We start from the raw sequence: 23454 nt of genomic DNA, 5'->3' as shown, positions 1-23454 counted from the left end.
TCGCTCTTCGGCCGGCCCCCTCAGCGCCAGCGGCCGATCTCGACGTTCTCCAGCACGCCGAGCGCGTCCGGTACCAGCACCGCGGCGGAGAAGTAGGCGGTGACCAGGTAGGAGATGATCGCCTGCTCGCTGATCCCCATGAAGCGGACCGACAGGCTCGGCTCGATCTCGTCCGGGATGCCCGGCTGGTGCAGGCCGATCACGCCCTGCTCCTCCTCACCGGTGCGCATGCACAGGATGGACGTGGTGCGGGCGTCGCTGATCGGGATCTTGTTGCTCGGGAAGATCGGCACCCCGCGCCAGGCCGGCACCCGGTTGCCGCCGATGTCCACCGACTCCGGGTACAGGCCGCGCTTGTTGCACTCGCGGCCGAAGGCGGCGATGGCCTTGGGGTGCGCGAGGAAGAACTTGGAGCCGCGCCGCATGCTGAGCAGCTGGTCCATGTCGTCGGGGCTGGGCGCGCCGTCGTGCGGCTGGATGCGCTGGTCGTAGTCGGTGTTGTGGAGCAGCCCGAAGTCGCGGTTGTTGAGCATCTCGTGCTCCTGGCGCTCGCGCAGCGCCTCGACCGTGAGCCGCAACTGCTGCTCGGTCTGGTTCATCGGCTGGTTGTACAGGTCGGCGACGCGCGTGTGCACCCGCAGGACCGTTTGTGCAATGGAGAGCTCGTACTCGCGCGGGTGGGCGTCGTAGTCGACGAAGGTGCCGGGGAGCACGGCCTCGCCCTGGTGGCCGGCGGACAGGTCGATGGCCGCCTCGCCGTACTTGTTGGTGCGCTGGGCGGGCTGCGTCCGCACCTGGTTCACGTGCTCGCGCAGGGATTCGACGCGGTCGGCGAGCAGCTGGAAGTCCTGCCGGGACAGGGAGAGCGCGGTGCCGGAGGTGGCGGCGCGGGCGGTGTACTCCCAGATCGCCTCCTCGTCGACGAGGGAGTCCTCACCGAAGTACGCGCCGTCGGCGACGGTCCGCAGGACGGCGTCGTCACCGTAGGGGCCGGGGCCGACGTGGTCGATGCGGCCGTGGGCGAGGAGGTAGACGCGGTCGGAGGCGTTGCCGAAGGAGGTGAGCTCCTGGCCGGCCTCGAAGTCGATCTGCTGGCACCGCTGGGCGAGCTCGCCGAGGACGTCGAGGTCCTCGTACTCCCTCAGCAGCGGGAGCTCGCCGAGCTCGGCCGGGATCACCTGGACCTGGGTCCCGGTCTTGATGAACTCGACGCGCCCGTCGCCGACCGAGTAGCTCAGCCGTCGGTTGACGCGGTACGTGCCGCCCTGCACGGACACCCACGGCAGCATCTTCAGCAGCCACCGGGAGGTGATCTCCTGCATCTGCGGCGCGGACTTGGTCGTGGTTGCCAAGTTCCGTGCGGCCGACGTCCCGAGACTGCGCTGCGGCGCCTGGGCTTCGGTTTCGGAACCTGCCTGGACCGACATGTATTTCCCTTTCGATCACTCCATGAATCTGCGATACGCAGCCTTCCAGTACGGAACGTGGTGAGACCATTACACAAAAGGGTGGGACTACTCCGTCCGGGCGCGGGGCACTCTCTTGGGTTCATCTCCTCCCCCACACACCCCTCTGGACCCACCGGTTCCGGCCACCCGCGATCCGCATATCTTGCATCCTGGATGCAAGTTTTCTACGCTGGACCCATGCGCCTGACCCGCTTCACCGACCTCGCCCTGCGCGTCCTGATGCGCCTGGCCGTCGAGGAGACCGACCTCCCGACCACGCGCGAGGTCGCGGCGACCATGGAGGTCCCGTACACGCACACGGCGAAGGTGGTCGCCAGGCTGCAGCACCTCGGCCTGGTCGAGGCGCGGCGCGGCCGCGGCGGCGGGCTCGCCCTGACCCCCGCCGGGCGGCGCGCCTCGGTGGGCGGGGTGGTGCGCGAACTGGAGGGCGCGGGCGACGTCGTGGACTGCGAAGGCACCGTCCCGTGCCCGCTGGCCGGCGGCTGCGTACTGCGCGGGGCGCTGCGCCGGGCCCAGGAGGCGTTCTTCGCCGCGCTGGACCCGCTGACGGTGAACGACCTGGTGGCGGCCCCGACCGGACCGCTGCTGCTGGGCATCTCGGGCGGCGCGGCCGCGGGGGCCGAAAGGCCCTGACACGCCGGGCCGGATGGCCGGTTCGCACCGGCGAGGGGCCCGCCTAGGCTGAGCCCGGCGGGGATGTTCGAACAGAAGTCCCCATCCAGGGCGGCCCCCTGGTCAAAAACATGCATTTCACATTCCAATTCAACGATCCGACCCACGAGGAGTCCCGATGCTTTCCGAGAAGTCGACCGCGACCGTACGAGCCACCCTGCCCGCCGTGGGCGCGGCGATCGGCGAGATCACGGAGCTCTTCTACGCGAAGCTGTTCGCGGCCCACCCGGAACTCCTGCGCGACCTGTTCAACCGGGGCAACCAGAACGCCGGCCTCCAGAAGCAGGCCCTCGCCGGCTCCATCGCCTCCTTCGCGACCCACCTCGTCGAGCACCCGGACACCCGCCCCGACGTGATGCTGGGCCGCATCGCCCACAAGCACGCCTCCCTGGGAGTCACCCGCGAGCAGTACCCGGTCGTGCACCGGTACCTCTTCGAGGCGATCGCCGAGATCCTCGGCGAGGCCGTCACCCCGGAGGTCGCCGAGGCCTGGGACGAGGTCTACTGGCTGATGGCCAACGCCCTCGTCGCCATCGAGGAGCGCCTCTACGCCGAGCGGCAGGTCGTCGCCGGCGACGTGTGGCGCGAGTGGACCGTCACCGGCCGGGTCGAGGAGACCGCGGACTGCACGACCTTCCGGATGGCCCCGGCCGACGGGGCCCCGGCGCCCGCCTTCAAGCCCGGCCAGTACGTCTCCGTCCAGGTCGAACTCCCCGACGGCGCCCGCCAGATCCGCCAGTACAGCCTCTCCACCTCCCCCGGCTCCCCGGTCCGGGCGATCACCGTCAAGCGGGTGCACGCCACGGCCGCGGCGGGCCCGGACGGCGAGGTCTCGAACCACCTGCACGCCCGGGTCCGGGCCGGTGACACCCTGCGCGTCTCGGCCCCGTACGGCGACCTGGTCCTGCGGGACTCCGCCGCCCCGGTCCTGCTCGCCTCGGCCGGCATCGGCTGCACCCCGATCCTCTCGATGCTGGAACACCTGGCCGACACCGGGCACAGCGCGCCGGTGACCGTCCTGCACGCCGACCGGTCCCCGGCCGACCACCCGCTGCGCGCCGACCACCGGGCGCTCACGCACAAGCTGGCCGACGCGTCGGCCCGGTTCTGGTACGAGCAGTCCGCCGAGCCCTGCGACGGCACGGGCCGCCTCGACCTGGCCGCCGTCCCGGTCGCGCCCGGCACCCGGGCCTACCTGTGCGGGCCGCTGCCCTTCATGCGGTCGGTCCGCGAGCAGCTGCTGGCCAAGGGGGTGTCCGCCGCCGACATCCACTACGAGGTGTTCGGCCCGGACCTGTGGCTCGCCTCGGCCTGACGGCTGTCCGGATCGGCTCGCTCGCCGTACGAATCCACTGGCGCGGAAGCCCCTCCTCCATTACACCGGAGCGTAGTGACGTGGACACACTGGGTGTCCACGGGAGGAGGGGGTCATGGCCGCACCCATGTCCGCGGACCGGTTCGTCGACGCACTGCGCGACGAGGGTCTGACCGTCGTCGAGGTGGGCGCCTGGCGCACCCACAACCGCAACCACAAGGGCCCCTGGGGGCCGGTGCACGGGGTGATGATCCACCACACCGTCTCGAACGGCACCGCGAACACCGTCTCCCTCTGCCGCCGCGGCGACTCCGACCTCCCCGGCCCGCTCTGCCACGGCGTGATCACCAAGGACGGCCGGGTCCACCTGGTCGGCTACGGCCGCGCCAACCACGCGGGCGCCGGGGACTCCGACGTCCTGGCCGCGGTGATCGCCGAGAAGCGCCTCCCGCCGGACCACCGGGCGGACACCGACGGCAACCGCCACTTCTACGGCTTCGAGTGCGAGAACCTCGGCGACGGCGAGGACCCCTGGCCGGCGGCCCAACTCGACGCGATCACCCGCGCGGCGGCGGCCCTGTGCCGCGTCCACGCCTGGACGTCCCGCTCGGTGATCGGCCACCTGGAATGGCAGCCGGGCAAGATCGACCCCAAGGGCTTCACGATGGAATCCCTCCGCCACCGCATCGCGGAACGCCTGAAGTAGGAGTCCCCGGCGCGACGGACGGCTCCGGCGTGCGGCGACGGCGGCGCGGGCGCCGGACCGGCAGCGGAGAATGAGCGGGTGGAACACGTTGTTGATGCCGACGCCCTGTTGCAGTCGCGGCCGCCGTCGCCGTTGCGGGAGATCCGTGACGAGCGGTTCGGGCGGTACGGGGTCCGGGTCGTGCTGAAGCGGGACGATCTCGTGCATCCGGAACTGCCGGGGAACAAGTGGCGCAAGCTCGCGCCCAATCTGCGGGCCGCCGTGGCGGGCGGGCGGCGGGCCGTGGTGACCTTCGGCGGGGCGTACTCGAACCATCTGCGGGCCACCGCGGCGGCCGGGCGGCTGCTCGGGCTGGAGACCGTCGGCATCGTGCGCGGCGAGGAGCTGGCCCGGCGGCCGCTCAACGAGTGCCTCGCGAGGTGCGCGGCCGACGGGATGCGGCTGCACTTCGTGCCCCGGTCGGAGTACCGCCGCAAGGCGGAGCCCGAGGTGCTCGCGCGGCTGCTGGACGCGGCGGGCGCGAGCGGGGCGTACCCGGTCCCCGAGGGCGGCAGCAACGCCCTCGCGCTGACCGGCTGCGCCGAGCTCGGCCGCGAGCTGCGCGGCACGGCCGACGTGGTGGCCGTGGCCTGCGGGACCGGCGGGACGCTGGCCGGGCTGGCCGCCGGACTGGACCCCGGGCAGCGCGCACTGGGCGTCCCGGTCCTGGCGGGCGGCTTCCTGACCGGGGAGATACGTTCCCTCCAGCTGGCCGCCTTCGGAGGTCCGGCCGGCGACTGGAGCCTGGCCGAGGGGTTCGACCACGGCGGCTACGCCCGCGTCCCGGCCGCGCTCGACGCCTTCGCCGCGGACTTCGAGTCCCGGCACGGGCTCCCGGTCGAGCGGATCTACGTCGCCAAGCTGCTCTGGGCCCTGACCGAACTCACCGCGTCCGGCGCGTTCCCCCGCGGCACCACCCTGGCCGCCGTCGTCACGGGCCGGCCGTGACCGGCCCCCAGCGCCCTCACGTCTCCTCCCGGTAGGCCGCCGCCTCCTCCAGGTCCAGCCGGCGCAGCAGCCCCCGCAGCATCTCGTCGTCGATCCGGCGGCGGTCCCGCAGCGACACGAAGACCTCCCGCTCCGACTCGATCATCTCCCGCGCGAGGCGCCGGTAGATCTCGTCCGCCGACTCCCCCGTCACCGGGTTGACCTCGCCCAGCCGCTCCCACACCGCGTTGCGCCGCCGCTCCAGGACCGTGCGCAGCCGGTCCGCCAGCGGGGGCGGCAGCTGGTTCTCGGGCGACTCCAGCAGCTCCGACAGCCGCTCGTCCGCCGCCCGCGAGGCCTCGCTCTGCGCCTGCGCCTCCGCCAGCGTCTCGGCCTGGAGGTTCTTCGGCGGCAGCCGCAGCACCCTGATCAGCGGCGGCAGGGTGAGCCCCTGGACGACGAGCGTGCCGATGACCGTCGTGAACGTGAGGAAGAGAATGAGGTTCCGGTTCGGTACGTCGGCCGGCACGGAGAAGGCGATCGCCAGCGAGACGACCCCCCGCATCCCGGCCCACCCCACGACCACCGGCGCCTTCCAGTCCGTGTCCGGCTCCCGCGTACGGATCCGCTCCGAGATCCAGCGCGGCACGAACGTCGCCGGGAACACCCACAGGAACCGGCTCGCCACCACCGCGAGGAACACCAGGACCGCGTACCAGGCCACGGACCCGGCGTCGTACTCCGCCAGCCCCTCCAGCACCACCGGCAGCTGGAGCCCGATCAGCGCGAACACCACCGACTCGAGCACGAAGGCGACCATCCGCCACACGGCCTCCTCCTGGAGCCGGGTCGCGAAGTCGACCTGCCAGTTGCGGTGGCCCAGGTACAGCGCGACCACGACCACCGCCAGCACTCCGGAGGCGTGCACCCGTTCGGCCGCCGCGTACGCCACGAACGGGATCAGCAGCGAGAGGGTGTTCTGGAGCAGCGGCTCCTTCAGCCGCTTGCGCAGGTGGTGGATCGGCACCATCAGCAGCAGGCCCACGCCGATCCCGCCCACGGAGGCCAGGAGGAACTCGACGATCCCGTCCGCCCAGCCCGCGCTCACCCCGATCGCCGCCGCCAGGGCCACCTTGTACGCGGTGATGGCCGTGGCGTCGTTCACCAGCGACTCGCCCTGGAGGATCGTCGTGATCCGGTTCGGCAGCCCGAGCTTGCGGGCGATCGCGGTGGCGGCGACCGCGTCGGGCGGTGCGACCACCGCGCCCAGCACCAGCGCGACCGGCAGCGGCAGCCCCGGCACCAGCAGGTACGCCGCGTACCCGACCGCGAGCGTCGCGAACAGCACGTAGCCCACGGAGAGCATCGCGATGGGCCGGATGTTCGCCCGCAGGTCGAGGTACGAGCTGTCCACCGCGGCCGTGTGCAGCAGCGGCGGGAGCAGCAGGGGCAGCACGATGTGCGGGTCGAGCGCGTACGACGGCACGCCCGGCAGGTAGCCGGCGAGGAGCCCGGCGGCTACCAGCAGCAGCGGCGCGGGCACCGGTGTCCGGCGGGCCACGCCCGCTACGGCCGCGCTCCCCGCGACCAGTGCCACCAGCGGCAAGACCTCCATCGAAGATCCCATCGGTAGTCGTCGGAGCCATCGCGCGCGCGCACCCTGGCCGTACGCTGGCCATCATGAGCGAGTGCACCCACGTTGCCGAACTGCCGCGCCCCGAGCCCGCCCCCTCTGACCGGACCTGCGCCGAATGTCTGGCGGTCGGCAGCCACCCCGTGCAGCTGCGGATGTGCCTGGAGTGCGGGGAGGTGGGCTGCTGCGACTCCTCCCCCTACCGGCACGCCACCGCGCACCACGAGAAGACCGGCCATCCGGTGATGCGGAGCTTCGAGCCGGGCGAGATCTGGCGCTGGTGTTTTGTCGACGGTTCGATCGTCTGAGGCGGGGTAGGTCAACCCTCCGCCGGTTCCCCCGATTTGGGCCCGCAGACCCCTAGCCACTGTGCGTACCCATGGGCTTACCATCAGTCACTGACCGTGGGAAGGGGTGCCCTCAGCGGGCATCACGAGGGGTGCCGCGACACGATCGCCCGGATCGCGGTAGCGTCACCGGCGAACAGAGCTCGTACCACCTTGGAGGTGAGGGTGTCCCAGATCGCAGGCGAGCCCGGGACCCAGGACTTCGTGGAAGTCCGGCTGCCCGCTGCGGGTGCCTACCTGTCGGTGCTGCGCACGGCCACGGCCGGTCTCGCAGCACGTTTGGACTTCACCCTCGACGAGATCGAGGACCTCCGCATCGCGGTGGACGAGGCCTGCGCGATCCTGCTCCAGCAGGCCGTGCCCGGCTCCGTCCTCAGCTGCGTCTTCCGGCTGGTGGACGATTCGCTGGAGGTGACCGTTTCGGCGCCGACCACGGACGGCCGTGCGCCTGAGCGCGACACGTTCGCCTGGACCGTACTGTCGGCGCTGGCCGGCAAGGTCGAGTCGACGGTCGAGGAGGACCGGACGGTGAGCATCAGTCTCTACAAACAGCGCGGCGCGGGACCAGGCCCGGCGTGAGCGGCGGGGAGATCCCGGTGCGGGGCGGGGATCGGCCCCGGGTACGGCACGAGGTCGACGGCGGCATCCCGGAGCAGCAGCACGCCCGGCCGCACCCGGCTGACACGGATGCGGAAGACGGCTTTTTGGACTCGGCGGAGCGACGGGCGGGCCCTATGAGCGACAACCAGCACGAAGAACCACAGCCGGCGAAGCCACCGGCGGCCGCTGCCACGGCCCCGGAGGCACCGGCTCCCCCGGAGACACCGGCTCCCCCGGAGGCGCCCGCGTTCCACGCGACCGCGCCGCTGCCGGACCCGCGCGACCGCAGCGGGGCGCGCGCGCTGTTCATCGAGCTGCGGGCGCTGCCCGAGGGCTCGGTGGAGAAGGCCGAGCTGCGCAACCGGCTCGTACGGATGCACCTGCCGCTGGTCGAGCACCTGGCGCGGCGGTTCCGCAACCGCGGCGAACCGCTCGACGACCTGACGCAGGTCGCGACCATCGGCCTGATCAAGTCGGTGGACCGGTTCGACCCGGACCGCGGGGTCGAGTTCTCCACCTACGCCACGCCCACGGTGGTCGGCGAGATCAAGCGGCACTTCCGCGACAAGGGCTGGGCGGTGCGCGTGCCCCGGCGTCTGCAGGAGCTGCGGCTCTCGCTGACGACGGCCACGGCGGAACTGTCCCAGCAGCACGGCCGCTCCCCCACGGTGCACGAGCTGGCCGAACGGCTGGGGATCTCCGAGGAGGAGGTGCTGGAGGGGCTGGAATCGGCCAATGCCTACAGCACGCTCTCGCTGGACGTGCCGGACACCGACGACGAGTCGCCGGCGGTCGCGGACACCCTGGGCGCGGAGGACGAGGCGCTGGAGGGCGTCGAGTACCGCGAGTCCCTCAAGCCGCTCCTGGAGGGCCTGCCGCCGCGGGAGAAGCGGATCCTGCTGCTTCGGTTCTTCGGGAACATGACCCAGTCGCAGATCGCGCAGGAGGTCGGCATCTCCCAGATGCACGTCTCCCGCCTGCTGGCCCGCACCCTGGCCCAGCTGCGCGAGAAGCTCCTCGTCGAGGAGTAGCCGGCGGGGCGCCGGCCGGCGAAGCGGACTATCGGGCCTGTTGTCCGGGCCCGATACCCAGGGCCTCGGTCGCCGTCGGATTGACCAGCAGGGCCGCGACCGCCACGGCCGCCAGCGCCAGGGCCACGGCGGCGACGATCATCGCGCCGCCGGTGCTGTACAGGGTCCAGGCCACCGGCAGCGCCATCAGCTGGGTGATCAGGGCCGGGCCGCGGCTCCAGCTGCGGCCCAGGCGCAGACCGCGGGCCGCGACCAGCGGCAGCGCGGCGAGCGCGAGCAGGGTGACGCCGCCCGTCTCCGCCTGCTGCGGGGAGTCGGGGTCTCCGGCGATGCCCACGAACAGCATGTAGACACCGAGGCCGGCCAGCGCCAGGCCCTCCAGGGCCGTCAGCGCGGCGGCGGCGGTCAGCCGGCCGGGCAGCGCGGCTGCGCCTCCGGCGGTCGGAGTGCCGGTGGCAGTGGCGGCGGGGGCGGCGGCTTTCGCGGGCTGCTTCTTACTCACTCCAGCAGGGTAGCCGCGCGCCCCGGACGCCGGAGGGGACGGGCAGTAGGGTCGCTCTTCGAAGGGGTGGGTAGTCTGGCGCTCATGCGTGCACTTCTCGTGGCCAACCCAGCAGCGACGACCACCAGTGCGCGCACGCGCGATGTCCTGACCCACGCCCTGGCCAGCGAGATGAAGCTGGAGGCGGTGACCACCGAGTACCGCGGGCACGCCCGGGACCTGGGACGGCGGGCCGCGCACGAGGGGCTCGACCTCGTCGTGGCCCTCGGCGGTGACGGCACGGTCAACGAGGTGGTCAACGGACTGCTGCACGACGGGCCGGATCCGGAGCGGCTGCCCCGGCTGGCGGTGGTGCCCGGCGGCTCCACGAACGTCTTCGCCCGCGCACTCGGCCTGCCGAACGACGCCGTCGAGGCGACCGGCGCCCTGCTGGACGCACTGCGCGAGCAGCGCGAGCGGACCGTGGGGCTGGGTCTGGCGGCCGGCACCCCGGGCACGGAGGACGAATCGGTCCCGGCCCGCTGGTTCACCTTCTGCGCGGGCTTCGGTTTCGACGCGGGTGTCGTGGGGCGAGTGGAGCAGCAGCGCGAACGCGGAAAGCGTTCGACGCACGCACTGTATGTACGACAACTGATGCGCCAGTTCTGGGACGAGCCCAACCGCCGGCACGGTACGGTCACGCTGGAGCGTCCGGGGGCGGATCCGGTGACGGATCTGGTGCTGTCCATAGTCTGCAACACCTCGCCGTGGACTTATCTGGGGAATCGCCCGCTTTACGCCTCTCCGGAGGCATCGTTCGATACTGCGCTTGACGTACTGGCCCTCGATCGTTTGTCAACTCCGGCGGTCGCCCGCTACGCGACACAGCTCCTGACCTCGACTCCTGAACGAGGTCCACACGGCAAGCACGCAGTGTCTCTGCACGATCTGACCGACTTCACCTTGCATTCCAAGGTTCCCCTTCCGTTCCAGATGGACGGAGACCACCTCGGTCTGCGCACCAGCGTTCGGTTCACAGGCGTACGGCGGGCACTGCGTGTGATTGTGTGAGTGGAAGAGCCTAAAGTCCTTTCACTCGAACGTTTACACGCTGGTCCACCCCCACGAAGTAGGGCTGTGACCTAGTAGACACCGACGAATCAAAAAAAACTTTCCGGAAGGGGTTGTATCCCCGTCCGAGGTTTGCGAATCTCTACATGGCGATCGGGACAGCCCGCAGAACCGGCACCCACACAGACCGCCAGAACCCCTCCACGAATCTTCGGACCACACCGGGCAACTGGGTGTCGGCCCTTCCCCCACGGGGGGATTCGTGAAAGCGTTCACATTCACAAGCAACGTGCATGTCACACAAGAGAGGTAGCAGCCATGGACTGGCGTCACAACGCCGTTTGTCGTGAGGAAGACCCGGAGCTGTTCTTCCCCATCGGCAACACCGGTCCTGCGCTGCTGCAGATCGAGGAAGCCAAGGCCGTCTGCCGCCGCTGCCCCGTCATGGAGCAGTGCCTGCAGTGGGCGCTCGAGTCCGGTCAGGACTCCGGCGTCTGGGGCGGTCTCAGCGAGGACGAGCGCCGTGCGATGAAGCGCCGCGCCGCTCGCAACCGGGCGCGCAACGCCAGCGCCTGACAACGACTTTCGAGCCTCGACGCGCAGCGCGTAGTACCCGTATAAGCGCTTAGCAACGTGCTCTTGAGCCCCGGATCGAGAACCATTCGATCCGGGGCTCAGTGCTGTCCGGGGCCCGGCCGGGAGACCGGTCCGTCACGCTGAGTGACGCCAGGTCCGGCTATTTCTGCGGGCTGGACGGGATGTCGAGGACGACCTTCGTACCGCGCGGCTCCGCCCGGACCATGTCGAAGGTGCCGCCGAGCTCCCCCTCCACGAGGGTGCGTACGATCTGCAGCCCGAGATTGCCGGCCCGCTGGGGATCGAACCCCTCGGGCAGACCGCTGCCGTCGTCGAGCACGGTGATCAGCAGCCGGCCGTCGGCGCGACCGGTCCCGCTGCGGGCGGCCGACACCTCCACGGTGCCGCCCTCCCCCTGGACGAAGGCGTGCTCCAGGGCGTTCTGCAGGATCTCGGTGAGCACCATCGACAGCGGAGTGGCGACCTCCGCGTCCAGGATCCCGAACCGGCCGGTGCGCCGGCAGGCGACCTTGCCCGGCGAGATCTCGGAGACCATCGCGATCACGCGGTCGGCGATCTCGTCGAACTCGACGCGCTCATCCAGGTTCTGAGACAGCGTCTCGTGCACGATCGCGATCGAACCGACACGGCGCACGGCCTCGTTGAGCGCCTCTCGGCCCTGGGGCGAATCCATCCGACGGGACTGGAGCCGCAACAGTGCCGCCACGGTCTGGAGGTTGTTCTTCACCCGGTGGTGGATCTCCCGGATGGTCGCGTCCTTGGTGATCAGTTCGCGTTCGCGACGGCGCAGTTCGGTGACGTCGCGGCACAGCACCAGGGAGCCGATGCGGGTGCCCTTGGGCTTCAGCGGGATGGCGCGCAGCTGGATGACCCCGCCGTTGCCCTCGACCTCGGTCTCCCTCGGGGCCCAGCCGCTGGCCAGCTTGACCAGGGCCTCGTCCACCGGGCCGCGGGAGGGCGCGAGTTCGGTGGTGGTGTCGCCCAGGTGCTGCCCGACCAGGTCGGAGGCGAGGCCGAGGCGGTGGTAGGCGGACAGCGCGTTCGGGGAGGCGTAGGTGACCACGCCGTCGGCGTCGAGCCGGATCAGGCCGTCCCCGACGCGCGGGGAGGCGTCCATGTCGACCTGCTGGCCGGGGAACGGGAAGGAGCCCGCCGCGATCATCTGCGCCAGGTCGGAGGCGGACTGGAGGTAGGTGAGCTCCAGCCGGCTCGGTGTACGCACAGTGAGCAGGTTGGTGTTGCGGGCGATCACGCCCAGGACCCGCCCCTCGCGGCGCACGGGGATCGACTCGACGCGGACCGGCACCTCCTCGCGCCACTCCGGATCGCCCTCGCGCACGATCCGGCCCTCGTCGAGCGCCGCGTCGAGCAGGGGACGGCGGCCGCGCGGGACCAGGTGGCCGACCATGTCGTCCTGGTACGAGGTGGGGCCGGTGTTCGGGCGCATCTGCGCGACCGAGACGTACCGCGTGCCGTCGAGGGTGGGCACCCACAGCACGAGGTCGGCGAAGGACAGGTCGGAGAGCAGCTGCCACTCCGAGACCAGCAGGTGCAGCCACTCCAGGTCGGTTTCACTGAGAGCGGTGTGCTGGCGTACGAGGTCGTTCATGGACGGCACGTGGCGAGCGTACCCCGGGTACGCCGCATGACTTTCCCCACGGGAATACTCGGGAGTACACAGGAGGGGTGCGGGAAGCGTACTGTTGGAGGAAGTGACGGCATTCAGGGTCCCGTCATTGGATGGACAGAACAGAATGGTCTAGTCCACAATTGCCTTAAGCTTCCGCCCTCCCCGCACAGGAGGACGGATCGAGGTAAGCCGCGCGCTCTGCCCTGACCGCGCAGGCACCTCCAACGGCCGCGGGAACCGCACACCCTCGGCCGTGAGTACTCCGGGCTACGGTGCCGGACGGGCTGAGGGTCCCGTCGGGCACCGTGGCCCAGAGGAACTCCCGCCCCGCCCCCGTACGACGACTAGCTGGTCTCGGTGACCTTGGCCAGGGCCCGTGGCGCGTCGGGGTCATGACCCCGGGCCACGGCGATCTCGTGGGCCAGCAGCTGGAGCGGCAGGATCTCCAGCAGGGGCCACAGCTCCTCGGGGACCCCGTCCGCGGGCAGCGCGAACCCGGTGGCCGCCGCTTCGGCCCGCTCCTTCGAACCCACCACGCACAGGTCCGCACCGCGGCTTCGCAGCCGGTCCAGTACGGGCTGGAGCGCCTCGCCCGCTCGTCCGTCGGGGACGACCGCGATGACCGGGGAAACGTTGTCCACCAGGGCCAGCGGGCCGTGCAGCAGGTCGGCGCCGGAGGAGGCGAACGCGGCGATGTAGCTGGTCTCCATGAGCTTGAAGGCCGCCTCGCGGGCGGTCGGGTACCCGAAGCCGCGCGAGGTGACCACCATCCGCTCGGCGAACCGGTAGCGCGCGGCCAGCGCCCGCACCTCCTCGCCGCGGGCCAGCACCCCCGCGGCCAGACCGGGCAGGGCCGCCGCGGCCGCGGACCCGTCCGCCTCCCTCAGCGCCGCTGCGAACAAGTACAGGGCGAGCAGGGAGGCCGTGTACGTCTTGGTGGCCGGCAGCGCCTTCTCGGGGCCCGCCAGTACGTCGATCCGGTACTCGGAGACGGCGGCGAGCCCGGAGTCGGGGTTGTTGGTGACGGCCAGCGTCAGCGCGCCCGCACGGCGGGCGGCGAGCGCGGAGGCGACCAGGTCGGGTGAGCCGCCGGACTGGCTCACGGTGACGACCAGGACGTCCTCGAGGCGGGGGGTGGCGCCGTACGCGGTGATCGTGGACATCGAGCTGAGCCCGCAGGGCAGTCCGTGGCCCACCTCGAGGAGGTACTTGGCGTAGAGCGCGGCGTGGTCGGAGCTCCCGCGCGCGGCGAGCAGGACGAACCGGGGGCCGCGGGCGGCGATGGCGCGGGCGGTCTCGGCGATCGGCCCGGCCCCGTCGGCCAGGAGCCGGCGCCACACCTCGGGCTGCTGTCCGATCTCGCCGATCATGATGCTGCCGGGGCGTTCCATGACGGGCATGGCTCCCAGTCTGACCCCGCCCACCGGGATGCGCCCGCGGGGATTCGGACCACCATGGGAATGGGCGCGAACCCGGGGTGCGCGGGGCCCGGCTCTGCTAGATTGGTCTATACCACAATATGCCCACACTCCCCCACGCTCCGCCGGGGGACACCACTCAGATCGGCAGGCCCCGCGTGGAAGTTGTCATCGTCCCGGACGCCAAGGCAGGCGGCGAGCTCATCGCGGAGGCCATGGCCGCACTGGTCCGCCGCAAGCCCGACGCCCTGCTCGGCGTGGCGACCGGCTCTACCCCGCTGCCCATCTACGAGGCCCTCGCCGGCAAGGTCAGGGCGGGCCGGGTCGACGCGTCCCGCGCGCGGATCTGCCAGCTCGACGAGTACGTCGGCCTGCCGGCCGGCCACCCCGAGTCCTACCGCGCGGTCGTGCTGCGCGAGGTCGTCCGGCCGCTCGGGCTGTCCGAGGCCTCCTTCATGGGCCCCGACGGCTCGGCCGAGGACATCGTGGGCGCGTGCGAGGCGTACGACCGCGCGCTCGCCGAGGCCGGAGGTGTGGACCTCCAGCTGCTGGGCATCGGCACGGACGGGCACATCGGCTTCAACGAGCCGTGCTCCTCGCTGGCCTCCCGCACCCGGATCAAGACGCTGACGGAGCAGACGCGCGTGGACAACGCGCGGTTCTTCGACGACGACATAGACCAGGTGCCGCACCACGTCATCACGCAGGGCATCGGCACCATCCTGGACGCCCGCCACCTGGTGCTGCTGGCCACCGGCGAGGGCAAGGCCGAGGCCGTCGCGCAGACGGTCGAGGGGCCGCTGTCCGCCCTGGTCCCGGCGTCCGCGCTGCAACTGCACCCGCACGCGACCGTCGTCGTGGACGAGGCGGCGGCGTCGAAGCTGAAGCTCGCCGACTACTTCCGCCACACGTACGCGAACAAGCCGGCCTGGCAGGGCCTGTAGCCACCGCACGCCGCGAAGGCCGGGCCCCTGTCAGGGGGCCCGGCCTTCGTCGTACCCGGGAACGGGTGCGGCCCGGAGAGACGGGCTAGGCGCCCGTCAGGATCTCCGCGGCGGCCCGGCCGCAGACCGGGGAGGCGCCGTGGGTCGCGATGTACAGCCGGCCCCGCGGCGGCGACTGCGGCAGGCCCATCTCGACCACCACCGTGTCGGCCCGCGCCGCGACCAGCGCGTCCAGGACCTCCGCCATCCACGGGTGCCGGTGCGCGTCGCGCACCACCGCGACCACGGTCCGGCCACCGGCCGCCGCCAGCACGTCCGCCGCCGACACGCCCTGCGGGTAGACGCCCGAGGCCGTTCCCGGCATCAGCGCGGCCAGCTCGGCGGCCACGCCCCACGGGGTCTCGTCGCCGACCGCGAAGTTCGCGACGGGGGCCAGCGTGGCCACGTACGGGGCCTGTGCGAGCGGGCCCGCCGTGCCGGTGACGGCCACCGCCCGCCGGGCTGCCTCCAGGCCGATGCCGGACGCGCGGCTCCCCTCCGGTCGCGCGTCCGGCCGGGCCCCGCTGGTCCACTCGGCCAGCGCGCGGACCCGGGCGGCGGCCTCGGCCAGCCGCTCCTCGGGCAGCGCGCCCTCCCGTACGGCCGCGACCAGCGCGTCGCGCAGGCGCAGTACGGTCGCCTCGTCGGCGAGCCCGCCGCCGACACAGATCGCGTCGGCGCCGGCCGCGACGGCCAGGACCGAGCCGCGCTCGATCCCGTACGTCCCGGCGATGGCGTTCATCTCCATGCCGTCGGTGACGATCAGCCCCTCGTAGCCGAGCTCCTTGCGCAGCAGGCCGGTCAGGATCTGCGGGCTGAGGGTGGCCGGGCGGGTCGGGTCCAGGGCGGGCACCAGGATGTGCGCGCTCATCACCGCCTTGGTGCCGGCCTCGATCGCGGCCCGGAAGGGCACGAGCTCGCGGGCCTGGAGGGTGCCGAGGTCCACGTCGATGCGCGGCAGCGCGTGGTGCGAGTCGACGTTGGTGTCGCCGTGGCCGGGGAAGTGCTTGGTGCAGGCGGCCACGCCGGAGGCCTGGAGGCCTTCGACGTACGCGGCGGTGTGCCGGGCCGCGAGCGCGGTGTCGGCGCCGAAGGAGCGTACGCCGATCACCGGGTTGTCCGGGTTGGAGTTGACGTCCGCGGACGGGGCCCAGTTGAGGTTGACCCCGCACTCGGCGAGGCGCCGGCCCAGCTCGCGGGCCACGTCCCGGGTGAGGGCGGTGTCGTCGACGGCGCCGAGCGCCAGGTTGCCGGGGAAGGACGAGCCGGCGCGGACCTCGAGGCGGGTGACGTCGCCGCCCTCCTCGTCGATGGCGACCAGCACGTCGTCGCGCTCCGCGCGCAGCTGCGCGGTCAGCGCGGCGAGCTGCTCGGGCGAGGCGATGTTGCGGCCGAACAGGCCGACGGCGGTGAGGCCTTCGGCGACCCTGCGGAGCAGCCAGGCCGGGGCCGTGGTCCCCTCGAAGCCGGGCTGGAGGACGGCGAGGGCGTCGCGGGTGACCGTATCCACCTTGTGCGCAAGGACAGTCATGGAGCCGTTATCCCTTCACGGCGCCGGCGGTCATGCCGCCGACGGCCTTGCGCTGGAGGAAGATGAAGATCAGCAGGACCGGCACGGCGAACAGGGAGGACGCGGCCATGGTGGCGCCCCAGTCGTTGCCGAAGGCGCTCTGGAACTCGGTGAGCCAGAGCGGCAGGGTCTGCGCGGACTTGTCCTTGTTCAGGATCAGGACCATCGCGAACTCGTTCCAGGCGGTGATGAAGCCGAAGAGCGAGGTGGACATCAGGCCGGGGGCCAGCAGCGGGAAGATCACCTTGCGGAAGGCCTGGCCGCGGGTGCAGCCGTCGATCTGGGCGGCCTCCTCCAGGGTCACCGGGACGGCGGCGATGAAGCCGCGCAGGGTCCAGATGGTGAAGGGGAGGACCATCACGAAGTAGATCGCGGTGAGCAGCGGGAGGCTGTTCAGCATCTCGCTGTCGCGGGCGATCATGTACATCGCGATGACCATGACCTCCCAGGGGGCCATCTGCGCCATCATCACGGCGAGTACGAGGCCCTTGCGGCCCTTGAACTTCATGCGGGCGATGGCGAAGCTCGCGGCGAGGGCGACGATCAGGGCCAGCAGTACGGCGCCGACGGTGACCAGGACGCTGTTGGTGACGTACGTCCAGAACTGTTCGACGCCGGTGGCCTTGGTGAAGTTGTCCAGCGTCGGGGTGAAGACGAAGACCGGGTCCTTGGTGAGGATCTCGCTGGACGGCTTGAGCGCCGAGGAGAACATCCAGTACACGGGGAAGACGAAGACGAGGGCCACCAGGAGCGCGCCCACGTTCTTGGCGACGGCTCCGGGGCGCAGCGGCCGGCGCGTACGGAGCTTCTGCGCCGGCTTCACGGACGGCGCGGACGGACCGGACGGCGCGGGCTTCGGGGCGGTGGTGGTGCTCACTGCTCCTCCTCCTGCTTCAGGATCAGGCGGAAGTAGAAGGACATGACGACCACGAGGATCACGATCGTCAGGACGGAGATCGCGGCGGCGAGGCCGTAGTGGGCCTGGCTCTGGCCCTCGACGTAGGCGAAGACCGGCAGGATCTCGGAGGCGCGGTCGGGGCCGCCCTTGTTCATCGCGTAGACCTGGGTGAAGGCCTTGAAGACCCAGATCACCTCGAGGAACGTGGTGACGAGGAAGAAGGGCTTGAGGTTCGGGAAGACGATCTTCCAGAAGGTCTGCCAGCCGTTGGCGCCGTCCATCCGGGCGGCTTCGTAGAGCTCGGTGCTGACGGTGGTCAGGCCGGCGTACATGTTGAGCGCCACGAAGGGGATGGAGCCCCAGACCACCAGGATGGTGACGATGACCAGGGTGGAGAAGCCGGTCTCCATCCAGTTGTGCTGCTCGTAGCCGGCGAAGCCGGCGGTGCGCATGAGCCAGTTCATGACGCCGAACTGCTCGTCGAACAGCCACTTGAAGACCTGGACGGAGGCGACGATCGGCATGGCCCAGGCCATCACCAGCGCCATCGACAGGACCAGGCGCATCTTCTTGCCGAGCTTGTTCAGCAGGATGCCGATGAGGCTGCCGAGCACCATGATGAGCGCGACGTTGGCCAGGGTGAAGGCGAAGCTCCGGACGACCACGGTCCAGAAGTTCGTGTCGCCGAGCAGCTCGGTGTAGTTGCCGAACCCGGCGAAGGGGTACTTCCGCTGGATGAACTCGATCTTGTTGATGTCCTGGAAGGACAGGATCACGTTCTTGATCAGCGGGTACAGCAGGAGGACCGCGAGGCTGAGCACCGCGGGCCCGATCAGCAGATAGGGCAACCACCCCGACGGGAGCGCCTTTCTGGCCCCGCGAGGAGACGTTCGGCCGCGGTCGCCGCCGCCGGCCGGTGCCTTCGGCGGCGGCACGGCGGACTTCATCGGTGCGTCCTGTGGAGCGCTGGTCGCCGCCCCCTGGGAGTGCACAGTCATGGTCTTCGTTTCCTCGCGGTTGACTGTGGAGTCACATGCGCCACCGGGGGCGCGGCCGACGCTGCGGGCGCCTGCCGCACCCCCCGGTGCGTTCACACTGCTGGGTACTGCGCGTGCTGCGGGTGCAGCCGGTACTGCGGGGTGGGACTACTTGTTGATGCGGTTCGCGATTTCCTTGTCCGCGTCCGCGCCCGCCTTGGCGGCGTCCTCACCCTTCAGGACCTTGGTCATGAACTCCTTGATCGGGTTCGGCTCGGTCTCGACGTTCGCCCAGCCCGGGGTGACCGGGGTGATCTTGCCGTTGACGCCGGCCTTGCCCATGGCCTCCGCGAAGGAGCCCGCGGCGGGGGTGAAGTTGGCGCCGACCTGGTTGGGGAGCAGCGCGCCCTTGGTCTCGGCGGCGTACTTGGTCATCTGGTCCTTGCCGGCGGCGAGGGCCAGCCACTCCTTGGCGAGCTCCTTGTTCTTGGAGCGCTCGGCCACCGCGAGGTTGGAGCCGCCGAGGAAGACGGTGCTGGTCTTGTCAGCGGTCTTGCCCGGGATCGGGAAGTAGCCGAAGTCGGCCTCCTTGCCCGCGTCCTTCAGCGCCTTCTCGGCACCGCCGGCCTCCCAGCCGAGACCGATCCAGGAGGAGACGCCGCCCTTGGGGACGATGTCGGTGGACTGCTGCGGGTTGGCCTCGTCCTTGTCCTTCGGCGCGGTGGAGAAGGACTGGAGCTTCTTGTAGAACTCCATGGCGGAGGCGGCCTGCGGAGTGCCCAGCCCGCCCTTCCACTTGTCGCCGTCCTTGACGGCGAGGTCGCCGCCCTCGTCCCAGATCAGGCCGGCGAGGACGTACCAGCTCTGGCCGGGCAGGTAGATCGGCTGCGAGGCCGGGTCGGCCGCCTTCAGCTTCTCGAGGCCGGCGATCCACTCGTCGCGGGTCTTCGGCGGGGTGACGCCGGCCTTCTCGAAGGCCTTCTTGTCGTAGATGACGACGCGGTTGGCGGCGTACCACGGGGCGGAGTAGAGCTTGCCGTCGACCTCGGCCGAGGCGAGCATGCTCTTCTGCCAGGCGTCGGCGCCGAGCTTGGCCTTGTCCTTGGTCAGGTCGGCGAGGCCGCCGGTGACCGCGTAGCCGGCGGTCTGGGTGTTGCCGAGCTCAAGGACGTCCGGAGGGGTGTTCTCGGAGAGGGCCGTGGTGACCTTCTCCTGGATGCCGGTCCACTTCTGCTCCTCGACCTTGACCGTGACACCGGGGTGCTTGGCCGAGAACTCCTTGTTGACCTCTTCGATCCAGGCCTTCGGCGCGGAGCCGTCCATGACCCAGACGGTGATCTCCTTGGGGCCCGCGTCGGCCTTGGCCTTGCCGTCGTCGCCGTTGCCGCACGCCGCGACTCCCGCCAACATGCCCGCGACACTGACCGCCACGATGAGCTTGCGCTTCACGCCACCCTCCTCAGGGATGCCTGCCTGCACTTCCCTTGCCCGCCGCGGTGACATACGCGAAGTACTGCCGTGGGGCCGGGATCTGATCCATATTGGTTTAGACCAGTAGCTGGAGCTTGGCCTAGACCTTTAGGGGTGTCAAGGGTCTAATGAGCGGGTGCTCGGTCCGTTATCGGACCGACACCTGGGGAGAGAGAAGGCCTGTCCCCCCACACGTGTCACGATGTGACCGCACATATCGGAGGAGCCGGTGACGGCAGCGAAACTGGAGTCGGGAAGGCGGGCGGCGATGGCCACCGAAGGGGCGATCACGGAGCCGGAAGGCGGGGCGGCCACCCGCACGGCGCGTGTACCCAAGTACTACCGACTCAAGCGGCACTTGCTCGATATGACCGAAACGCTGCCGCCCGGCACCCCGGTGCCGCCGGAGCGCACGCTCGCGGCCGAATTCGACACCTCGCGGACCACCGTCCGCCAGGCCCTGCAGGAGCTCGTCGTCGAGGGACGACTGGAGAGGATCCAGGGCAAGGGCACCTTCGTCGCCAAGCCCAAGGTCTCGCAGGCGCTCCAACTCACCTCGTACACCGAGGACATGCGGGCCCAGGGCCTGGAACCGACCTCCCAGCTCCTGGACATCGGCTACGTGACCGCCGACGACACCCTCGCCGGCCTGCTCAAGATCACCACCGGTGGCCGGGTCCTGCGCATCGAGCGGCTGCGGCTGGCCAGCGGTGAGCCGATGGCGATCGAGACCACCCACCTGTCGGCGAAGCGCTTCCCCGCCCTGCGCCGCTCGCTCGTCAAGTACACCTCCCTCTACACCGCCCTCGCCGAGGTCTACGACGTCCATCTCGCCGAGGCGGAGGAGACGATCGAGACCTCACTGGCCACCCCGCGCGAGGCAGGGCTGCTCGGCACCGACGTCGGCCTGCCGATGCTGATGCTCTCCCGGCACTCGCTCGACGCGGACGGGGAACCCGTGGAGTGGGTGCGGTCGGTGTACCGCGGCGACCGGTACAAGTTCGTCGCCCGGCTCAAGCGGCCCGCCGTCTGACGACGGGCGGACCGCCGCCCGACCTCCGTCCCTATATACCGGGACCCCGAATACCGGAATACGGACGGGGTCTTACGTTCACCAGGCAATCCCCCGTAGATTCCCTGCGCTTACGCAGATGATCGACGATGGGACGAGGGTCATGGCTGAACCGGAAGCAACTGGGACACAACGGAACGCGGCGGGTCCGGGCGGCAGGCCGGGCTCGCCTTCCCCGAAGGCCATCGCCGCCTGGGTGCTCGTCGGACTCGTCGGCGCCATCGGCTGGGGCGTCCTGGCCCTCTCCCGCGGCGAGGAGATCTCCGCCGCGTGGCTGCTCGCCGCCGCGCTGGGCTCGTACGCGATCGGCTACCGCTTCTACTCGCGGTTCATCGCGCACCGCGTACTGAAGGTGGACAAGACGCGGGCCACCCCCGCCGAACGCCTTGACAACGGTGTCGACTTCCACCCCACCGACCGACGGGTCCTTTTCGGCCACCACTTCGCCGCCGTCGCCGGAGCCGGACCCCTCGTCGGGCCGGTGCTCGCCGCACAGATGGGCTACCTGCCCGGCACCATCTGGATCGTCGTGGGCGTGATCTTCGCGGGCGCCGTGCAGGACATGGTGACGCTGTTCTTCTCCACCCGGCGCGACGGCCGTTCGCTCGGCCAGATGGCCCGGGACGAGATCGGCCCCGTGGGCGGAGCCGCCGCCCTGCTCGCCGTGTTCGCCATCATGATCATCCTCCTGGCCGTGCTCGCCCTGGTCATCGTCAACGCCCTGGCGCACTCTCCCTGGGGCGTCTTCTCCATCGGCATGACGATCCCGATCGCCCTCTTCATGGGCTTCTACCTGCGCGTCCTGCGGCCCGGCCGGGTCACCGAGGTCTCGCTGATCGGCGTGGCCCTCCTGCTGCTCGCCATCGTCGCGGGCGGCTGGGTCGCGGAGTCCTCGCTGGCGGGCACCTTCACCCTGGAGAAGGAAACGCTGGTCATCTGGATGATCGTCTACGGCTTCCTGGCCTCGGTGCTGCCGGTCTGGATGCTGCTCGCACCGCGCGACTACCTCTCCACCTTCATGAAGGTGGGCACCATCGCACTGCTGGCCGTCGGCGTGTTCATCGCGATGCCCACCCTGAAGATGCCCGCGGTCACCGACTTCGCCGCGCGCGGGGACGGCCCGGTCTTCGCCGGATCGATGTTCCCGTTCGTGTTCATCACGATCGCCTGTGGCGCCCTGTCGGGCTTCCACGCGCTGGTCTCCTCGGGCACCACGCCGAAGATGATCCAGAAGGAGACCCAGGTCCGGATGATCGGCTACGGGGCGATGCTCACCGAGTCGTTCGTCGCCGTCATGGCCGTGATCACGGCCTGCATCCTGGAGCCCGGCCTCTACTTCGCCATCAACTCCCCCGGCGGCGTCATCGGCACCACCGTGGAGTCGGCCTCGCAGGCGGTCACGAACTTCGGCTTCGCCATCTCCCCGGAGGCCCTGACCCAGGCCGCGAAGGACGTCGAGGAGACGAGCCTGCTCTCCCGTACGGGCGGCGCGCCGACCTTCGCACTCGGAATGTCGGAGATCTTCGCCTCGGTCATCGGCGGCGGCTCGATGAAGGCCTTCTGGTACCACTTCGCGATCATGTTCGAGGCGCTGTTCATCCTCACCACGGTCGACGCGGGCACCCGGGTCGGCCGGTTCATGCTCCAGGACACCCTGGGCAACGTGCACAAGTCCTTCAAGGACGTCAGCTGGAAGCCGGGCGTGTGGCTGGCCAGCGCCGTCGTGGTCGGCGGCTGGGGCTACTTCCTGTGGGTCGGCGTGAAGGACCCGCTGGGCGGCATCAACCAGCTGTTCCCGCTGTTCGGCATCGCGAACCAGCTGCTGGCCGCCGTCGCCCTGGCGGTGTGCACCACGCTGCTGGTGAAGTCGGGGCGCCTGAAGTGGGCCTGGGTGACGGCGGTGCCGCTGGCCTGGGACGCCACGGTGACGCTGACCGCGAGCTACCAGAAGATCTTCTCCGAGGACGTCCGGGTCGGCTTCTTCGCCCAGCGCGACAAGTACCAGGCCGGCATCGACGCCGACAAGGTGCTGCCGCCCGCCAAGAACATGGAGGAGATGCAGACGGTGGTCACCAACGCCACCGTGGACGGGGTCCTGTGCGCCCTGTTCGCACTGCTGATCATCATCGTGCTGGCCGACGCGGCCCGCACGTGCTTCAAGGCGATCAGCAACCCGGAGTCGGCGAAGCTGGCCGAGGTCCCGTGGACCGAGTCGAGGATCGTCGCGCCGGCCGGGCTGTTCCCGACGGCCGAGGAGCGGGCGGAGCTGACCGCGGCGGGGCTCGACTCGGGCGGCGGCCACGTCAAGGAGCCGGTGGCATGACCTCCCTGCGGGAGCGGCTGGCCAGGGTCCGGTACTTCGTGCGCGAGTTCTCGGGCGAGGCGGCGTACGACCGCTACGTCGCCCACGCCCGCGGCCACGATCCGGACGTGCAGGTCATGACCCGCCGCGCCTTCGAACGCGCCCGCACGGACGCACGCGAGGCGGACCCCCGCGAGGGCTTCGGCTGCTGCTGAGCCCGTGCCGTACACACGAAGGCCCCGCCGC

Annotated in this window: 22 protein-coding genes; 13 read left to right on the top strand and 9 right to left on the bottom strand. The window is 70.8% G+C overall.

Features of this window, described 5'->3' with window-relative positions:
• Positions 1-20 precede the first annotated feature (20 nt).
• Positions 21-1427 carry a family 2B encapsulin nanocompartment shell protein gene (locus ACTVZO_RS27550; protein ID WP_443300908.1) on the bottom strand — a complete coding sequence of 469 codons (1407 nt, stop codon included), beginning with the start codon at positions 1425-1427 and terminating at the stop codon, positions 21-23.
• A gap of 219 nt (positions 1428-1646) precedes the next feature.
• Between ACTVZO_RS27550 and ACTVZO_RS27545 the strand changes: the two genes are divergently transcribed.
• The 4 genes from ACTVZO_RS27545 (at position 1647) to ACTVZO_RS27530 (ending at position 5149) form a co-directional block, all read left to right on the top strand.
• Entirely contained in the window at positions 1647-2102 is a 456-nt protein-coding gene (locus ACTVZO_RS27545; protein WP_443300907.1) for an RrF2 family transcriptional regulator, read from the top strand.
• Positions 2103-2259: 157 nt separating this feature from the next.
• Entirely contained in the window at positions 2260-3456 is a 1197-nt protein-coding gene (locus tag ACTVZO_RS27540; RefSeq protein ID WP_443300906.1) for a globin domain-containing protein, read from the top strand.
• 115 nt (positions 3457-3571) lie between these two features.
• Positions 3572-4162, top strand: coding sequence for an N-acetylmuramoyl-L-alanine amidase (locus tag ACTVZO_RS27535; RefSeq protein ID WP_443300905.1), 591 nt, complete (start codon positions 3572-3574; stop codon positions 4160-4162).
• Between the two features lie 78 nt (positions 4163-4240).
• Positions 4241-5149 carry a 1-aminocyclopropane-1-carboxylate deaminase/D-cysteine desulfhydrase gene (locus tag ACTVZO_RS27530; RefSeq protein WP_443300904.1) on the top strand — a complete coding sequence of 303 codons (909 nt, stop codon included), beginning with the start codon at positions 4241-4243 and terminating at the stop codon, positions 5147-5149.
• A gap of 16 nt (positions 5150-5165) precedes the next feature.
• Here ACTVZO_RS27530 and ACTVZO_RS27525 read toward each other — a convergent pair whose 3' ends face one another.
• The gene (locus tag ACTVZO_RS27525) at positions 5166-6743 is read right to left on the bottom strand and encodes a Na+/H+ antiporter (protein ID WP_443300903.1); all 1578 of its coding nucleotides are present in this window, start codon (positions 6741-6743) and stop codon (positions 5166-5168) included.
• Between the two features lie 65 nt (positions 6744-6808).
• Here ACTVZO_RS27525 and ACTVZO_RS27520 point away from each other — a divergent pair, with 65 nt between their 5' ends.
• From ACTVZO_RS27520 to ACTVZO_RS27510, 3 genes are all read left to right on the top strand, one after another.
• Entirely contained in the window at positions 6809-7069 is a 261-nt protein-coding gene (locus tag ACTVZO_RS27520) for a UBP-type zinc finger domain-containing protein (RefSeq protein WP_443300902.1), read from the top strand.
• A gap of 204 nt (positions 7070-7273) precedes the next feature.
• Complete coding sequence (locus tag ACTVZO_RS27515) at positions 7274-7687, top strand: anti-sigma regulatory factor (RefSeq protein WP_030153599.1); 414 nt, start codon at positions 7274-7276, stop codon at positions 7685-7687.
• Positions 7684-8739, top strand: coding sequence for an RNA polymerase sigma factor SigF (locus ACTVZO_RS27510; protein WP_443300901.1), 1056 nt, complete (start codon positions 7684-7686; stop codon positions 8737-8739). Before ACTVZO_RS27515 ends, ACTVZO_RS27510 begins: the two co-directional genes overlap by 4 nt.
• A gap of 28 nt (positions 8740-8767) precedes the next feature.
• Here the strand turns inward: ACTVZO_RS27510 and ACTVZO_RS27505 are convergent, their stop codons facing one another.
• Complete coding sequence (locus ACTVZO_RS27505) at positions 8768-9241, bottom strand: hypothetical protein (protein WP_443300900.1); 474 nt, start codon at positions 9239-9241, stop codon at positions 8768-8770.
• 84 nt (positions 9242-9325) lie between these two features.
• Between ACTVZO_RS27505 and ACTVZO_RS27500 the strand changes: the two genes are divergently transcribed.
• Together ACTVZO_RS27500 and ACTVZO_RS27495 are read left to right on the top strand one after the other, a co-directional pair.
• Positions 9326-10291 (top strand): diacylglycerol/lipid kinase family protein, encoded by a 966-nt coding sequence (locus tag ACTVZO_RS27500; protein WP_443300899.1) that lies wholly within the window; start codon positions 9326-9328, stop codon positions 10289-10291.
• A gap of 318 nt (positions 10292-10609) precedes the next feature.
• The gene (locus tag ACTVZO_RS27495; protein WP_003953983.1) at positions 10610-10867 is read left to right on the top strand and encodes a WhiB family transcriptional regulator; all 258 of its coding nucleotides are present in this window, start codon (positions 10610-10612) and stop codon (positions 10865-10867) included.
• A gap of 160 nt (positions 10868-11027) precedes the next feature.
• On the opposite strand, the gene ACTVZO_RS27490 is transcribed toward ACTVZO_RS27495, so the two are convergent.
• A complete protein-coding gene (locus ACTVZO_RS27490; protein WP_443303283.1) occupies positions 11028-12497 on the bottom strand; it encodes a sensor histidine kinase in 1470 nt (489 codons plus the stop codon).
• 365 nt (positions 12498-12862) lie between these two features.
• Complete coding sequence (locus tag ACTVZO_RS27485; RefSeq protein WP_443300898.1) at positions 12863-13918, bottom strand: SIS domain-containing protein; 1056 nt, start codon at positions 13916-13918, stop codon at positions 12863-12865.
• A gap of 176 nt (positions 13919-14094) precedes the next feature.
• Here ACTVZO_RS27485 and nagB point away from each other — a divergent pair, with 176 nt between their 5' ends.
• Positions 14095-14880 (top strand): glucosamine-6-phosphate deaminase, encoded by a 786-nt coding sequence (nagB, locus tag ACTVZO_RS27480; protein ID WP_443300897.1) that lies wholly within the window; start codon positions 14095-14097, stop codon positions 14878-14880.
• An 85-nt stretch (positions 14881-14965) separates the two neighbouring features.
• Here the strand turns inward: nagB and ACTVZO_RS27475 are convergent, their stop codons facing one another.
• From ACTVZO_RS27475 to ACTVZO_RS27460, 4 genes are all read right to left on the bottom strand, one after another.
• Positions 14966-16450, bottom strand: a complete 1485-nt coding sequence (locus ACTVZO_RS27475) for a glycoside hydrolase family 3 protein (RefSeq protein WP_443300896.1) — start codon at positions 16448-16450, stop codon at positions 14966-14968.
• A gap of 7 nt (positions 16451-16457) precedes the next feature.
• Positions 16458-17312, bottom strand: a complete 855-nt coding sequence (locus tag ACTVZO_RS27470) for a carbohydrate ABC transporter permease (RefSeq protein ID WP_443303282.1) — start codon at positions 17310-17312, stop codon at positions 16458-16460.
• A gap of 50 nt (positions 17313-17362) precedes the next feature.
• The gene (locus ACTVZO_RS27465; protein WP_443300895.1) at positions 17363-18385 is read right to left on the bottom strand and encodes a carbohydrate ABC transporter permease; all 1023 of its coding nucleotides are present in this window, start codon (positions 18383-18385) and stop codon (positions 17363-17365) included.
• Positions 18386-18532: 147 nt separating this feature from the next.
• Positions 18533-19813 carry an extracellular solute-binding protein gene (locus ACTVZO_RS27460; protein WP_384226027.1) on the bottom strand — a complete coding sequence of 427 codons (1281 nt, stop codon included), beginning with the start codon at positions 19811-19813 and terminating at the stop codon, positions 18533-18535.
• Positions 19814-20102: 289 nt separating this feature from the next.
• Here ACTVZO_RS27460 and ACTVZO_RS27455 point away from each other — a divergent pair, with 289 nt between their 5' ends.
• The 3 genes from ACTVZO_RS27455 (at position 20103) to ACTVZO_RS27445 (ending at position 23423) form a co-directional block, all read left to right on the top strand.
• The gene (locus tag ACTVZO_RS27455; RefSeq protein ID WP_069921883.1) at positions 20103-20867 is read left to right on the top strand and encodes a GntR family transcriptional regulator; all 765 of its coding nucleotides are present in this window, start codon (positions 20103-20105) and stop codon (positions 20865-20867) included.
• 142 nt (positions 20868-21009) lie between these two features.
• Positions 21010-23229 carry a carbon starvation CstA family protein gene (locus tag ACTVZO_RS27450; RefSeq protein ID WP_443300894.1) on the top strand — a complete coding sequence of 740 codons (2220 nt, stop codon included), beginning with the start codon at positions 21010-21012 and terminating at the stop codon, positions 23227-23229.
• Positions 23226-23423 (top strand): CstA-like transporter-associated (seleno)protein, encoded by a 198-nt coding sequence (locus ACTVZO_RS27445; RefSeq protein ID WP_443300893.1) that lies wholly within the window; start codon positions 23226-23228, stop codon positions 23421-23423. The genes ACTVZO_RS27450 and ACTVZO_RS27445 overlap by 4 nt, the downstream gene beginning before the upstream one ends.
• The last annotated feature ends 31 nt before the right edge of the window (positions 23424-23454 follow it).

This window comes from Streptomyces sp. IBSNAI002 (genome assembly GCF_052244475.1).
In the GTDB taxonomy this organism is placed as follows: Bacteria; Actinomycetota; Actinomycetes; order Streptomycetales; family Streptomycetaceae; genus Streptomyces.
This window is presented reverse-complemented; position numbering and strand designations above follow the sequence as displayed.

What these genes read in the sequence shown, in the direction of transcription:
- ACTVZO_RS27500 (WP_443300899.1), top strand. Translation starts at nt 9,326, where the DNA reads ATGCGTGCACTTCTCGTGGCCAACCCAGCAGCGACGACCACCAGTGCG.
- ACTVZO_RS27535 (WP_443300905.1), top strand. Translation starts at nt 3,572, where the DNA reads ATGGCCGCACCCATGTCCGCGGACCGGTTCGTCGACGCACTGCGCGAC.
- ACTVZO_RS27450 (WP_443300894.1), top strand. Translation starts at nt 21,010, where the DNA reads ATGGCTGAACCGGAAGCAACTGGGACACAACGGAACGCGGCGGGTCCG.
- ACTVZO_RS27545 (WP_443300907.1), top strand. Translation starts at nt 1,647, where the DNA reads ATGCGCCTGACCCGCTTCACCGACCTCGCCCTGCGCGTCCTGATGCGC.
- ACTVZO_RS27455 (WP_069921883.1), top strand. Translation starts at nt 20,103, where the DNA reads ATGGCCACCGAAGGGGCGATCACGGAGCCGGAAGGCGGGGCGGCCACC.
- ACTVZO_RS27520 (WP_443300902.1), top strand. Translation starts at nt 6,809, where the DNA reads ATGAGCGAGTGCACCCACGTTGCCGAACTGCCGCGCCCCGAGCCCGCC.
- ACTVZO_RS27465 (WP_443300895.1), bottom strand. Translation starts at nt 18,385, where the DNA reads ATGACTGTGCACTCCCAGGGGGCGGCGACCAGCGCTCCACAGGACGCA.
- ACTVZO_RS27540 (WP_443300906.1), top strand. Translation starts at nt 2,260, where the DNA reads ATGCTTTCCGAGAAGTCGACCGCGACCGTACGAGCCACCCTGCCCGCC.
- ACTVZO_RS27445 (WP_443300893.1), top strand. Translation starts at nt 23,226, where the DNA reads ATGACCTCCCTGCGGGAGCGGCTGGCCAGGGTCCGGTACTTCGTGCGC.
- ACTVZO_RS27495 (WP_003953983.1), top strand. Translation starts at nt 10,610, where the DNA reads ATGGACTGGCGTCACAACGCCGTTTGTCGTGAGGAAGACCCGGAGCTG.
- ACTVZO_RS27485 (WP_443300898.1), bottom strand. Translation starts at nt 13,918, where the DNA reads ATGCCCGTCATGGAACGCCCCGGCAGCATCATGATCGGCGAGATCGGA.
- ACTVZO_RS27490 (WP_443303283.1), bottom strand. Translation starts at nt 12,497, where the DNA reads ATGAACGACCTCGTACGCCAGCACACCGCTCTCAGTGAAACCGACCTG.
- ACTVZO_RS27525 (WP_443300903.1), bottom strand. Translation starts at nt 6,743, where the DNA reads ATGGAGGTCTTGCCGCTGGTGGCACTGGTCGCGGGGAGCGCGGCCGTA.
- ACTVZO_RS27550 (WP_443300908.1), bottom strand. Translation starts at nt 1,427, where the DNA reads ATGTCGGTCCAGGCAGGTTCCGAAACCGAAGCCCAGGCGCCGCAGCGC.
- ACTVZO_RS27475 (WP_443300896.1), bottom strand. Translation starts at nt 16,450, where the DNA reads ATGACTGTCCTTGCGCACAAGGTGGATACGGTCACCCGCGACGCCCTC.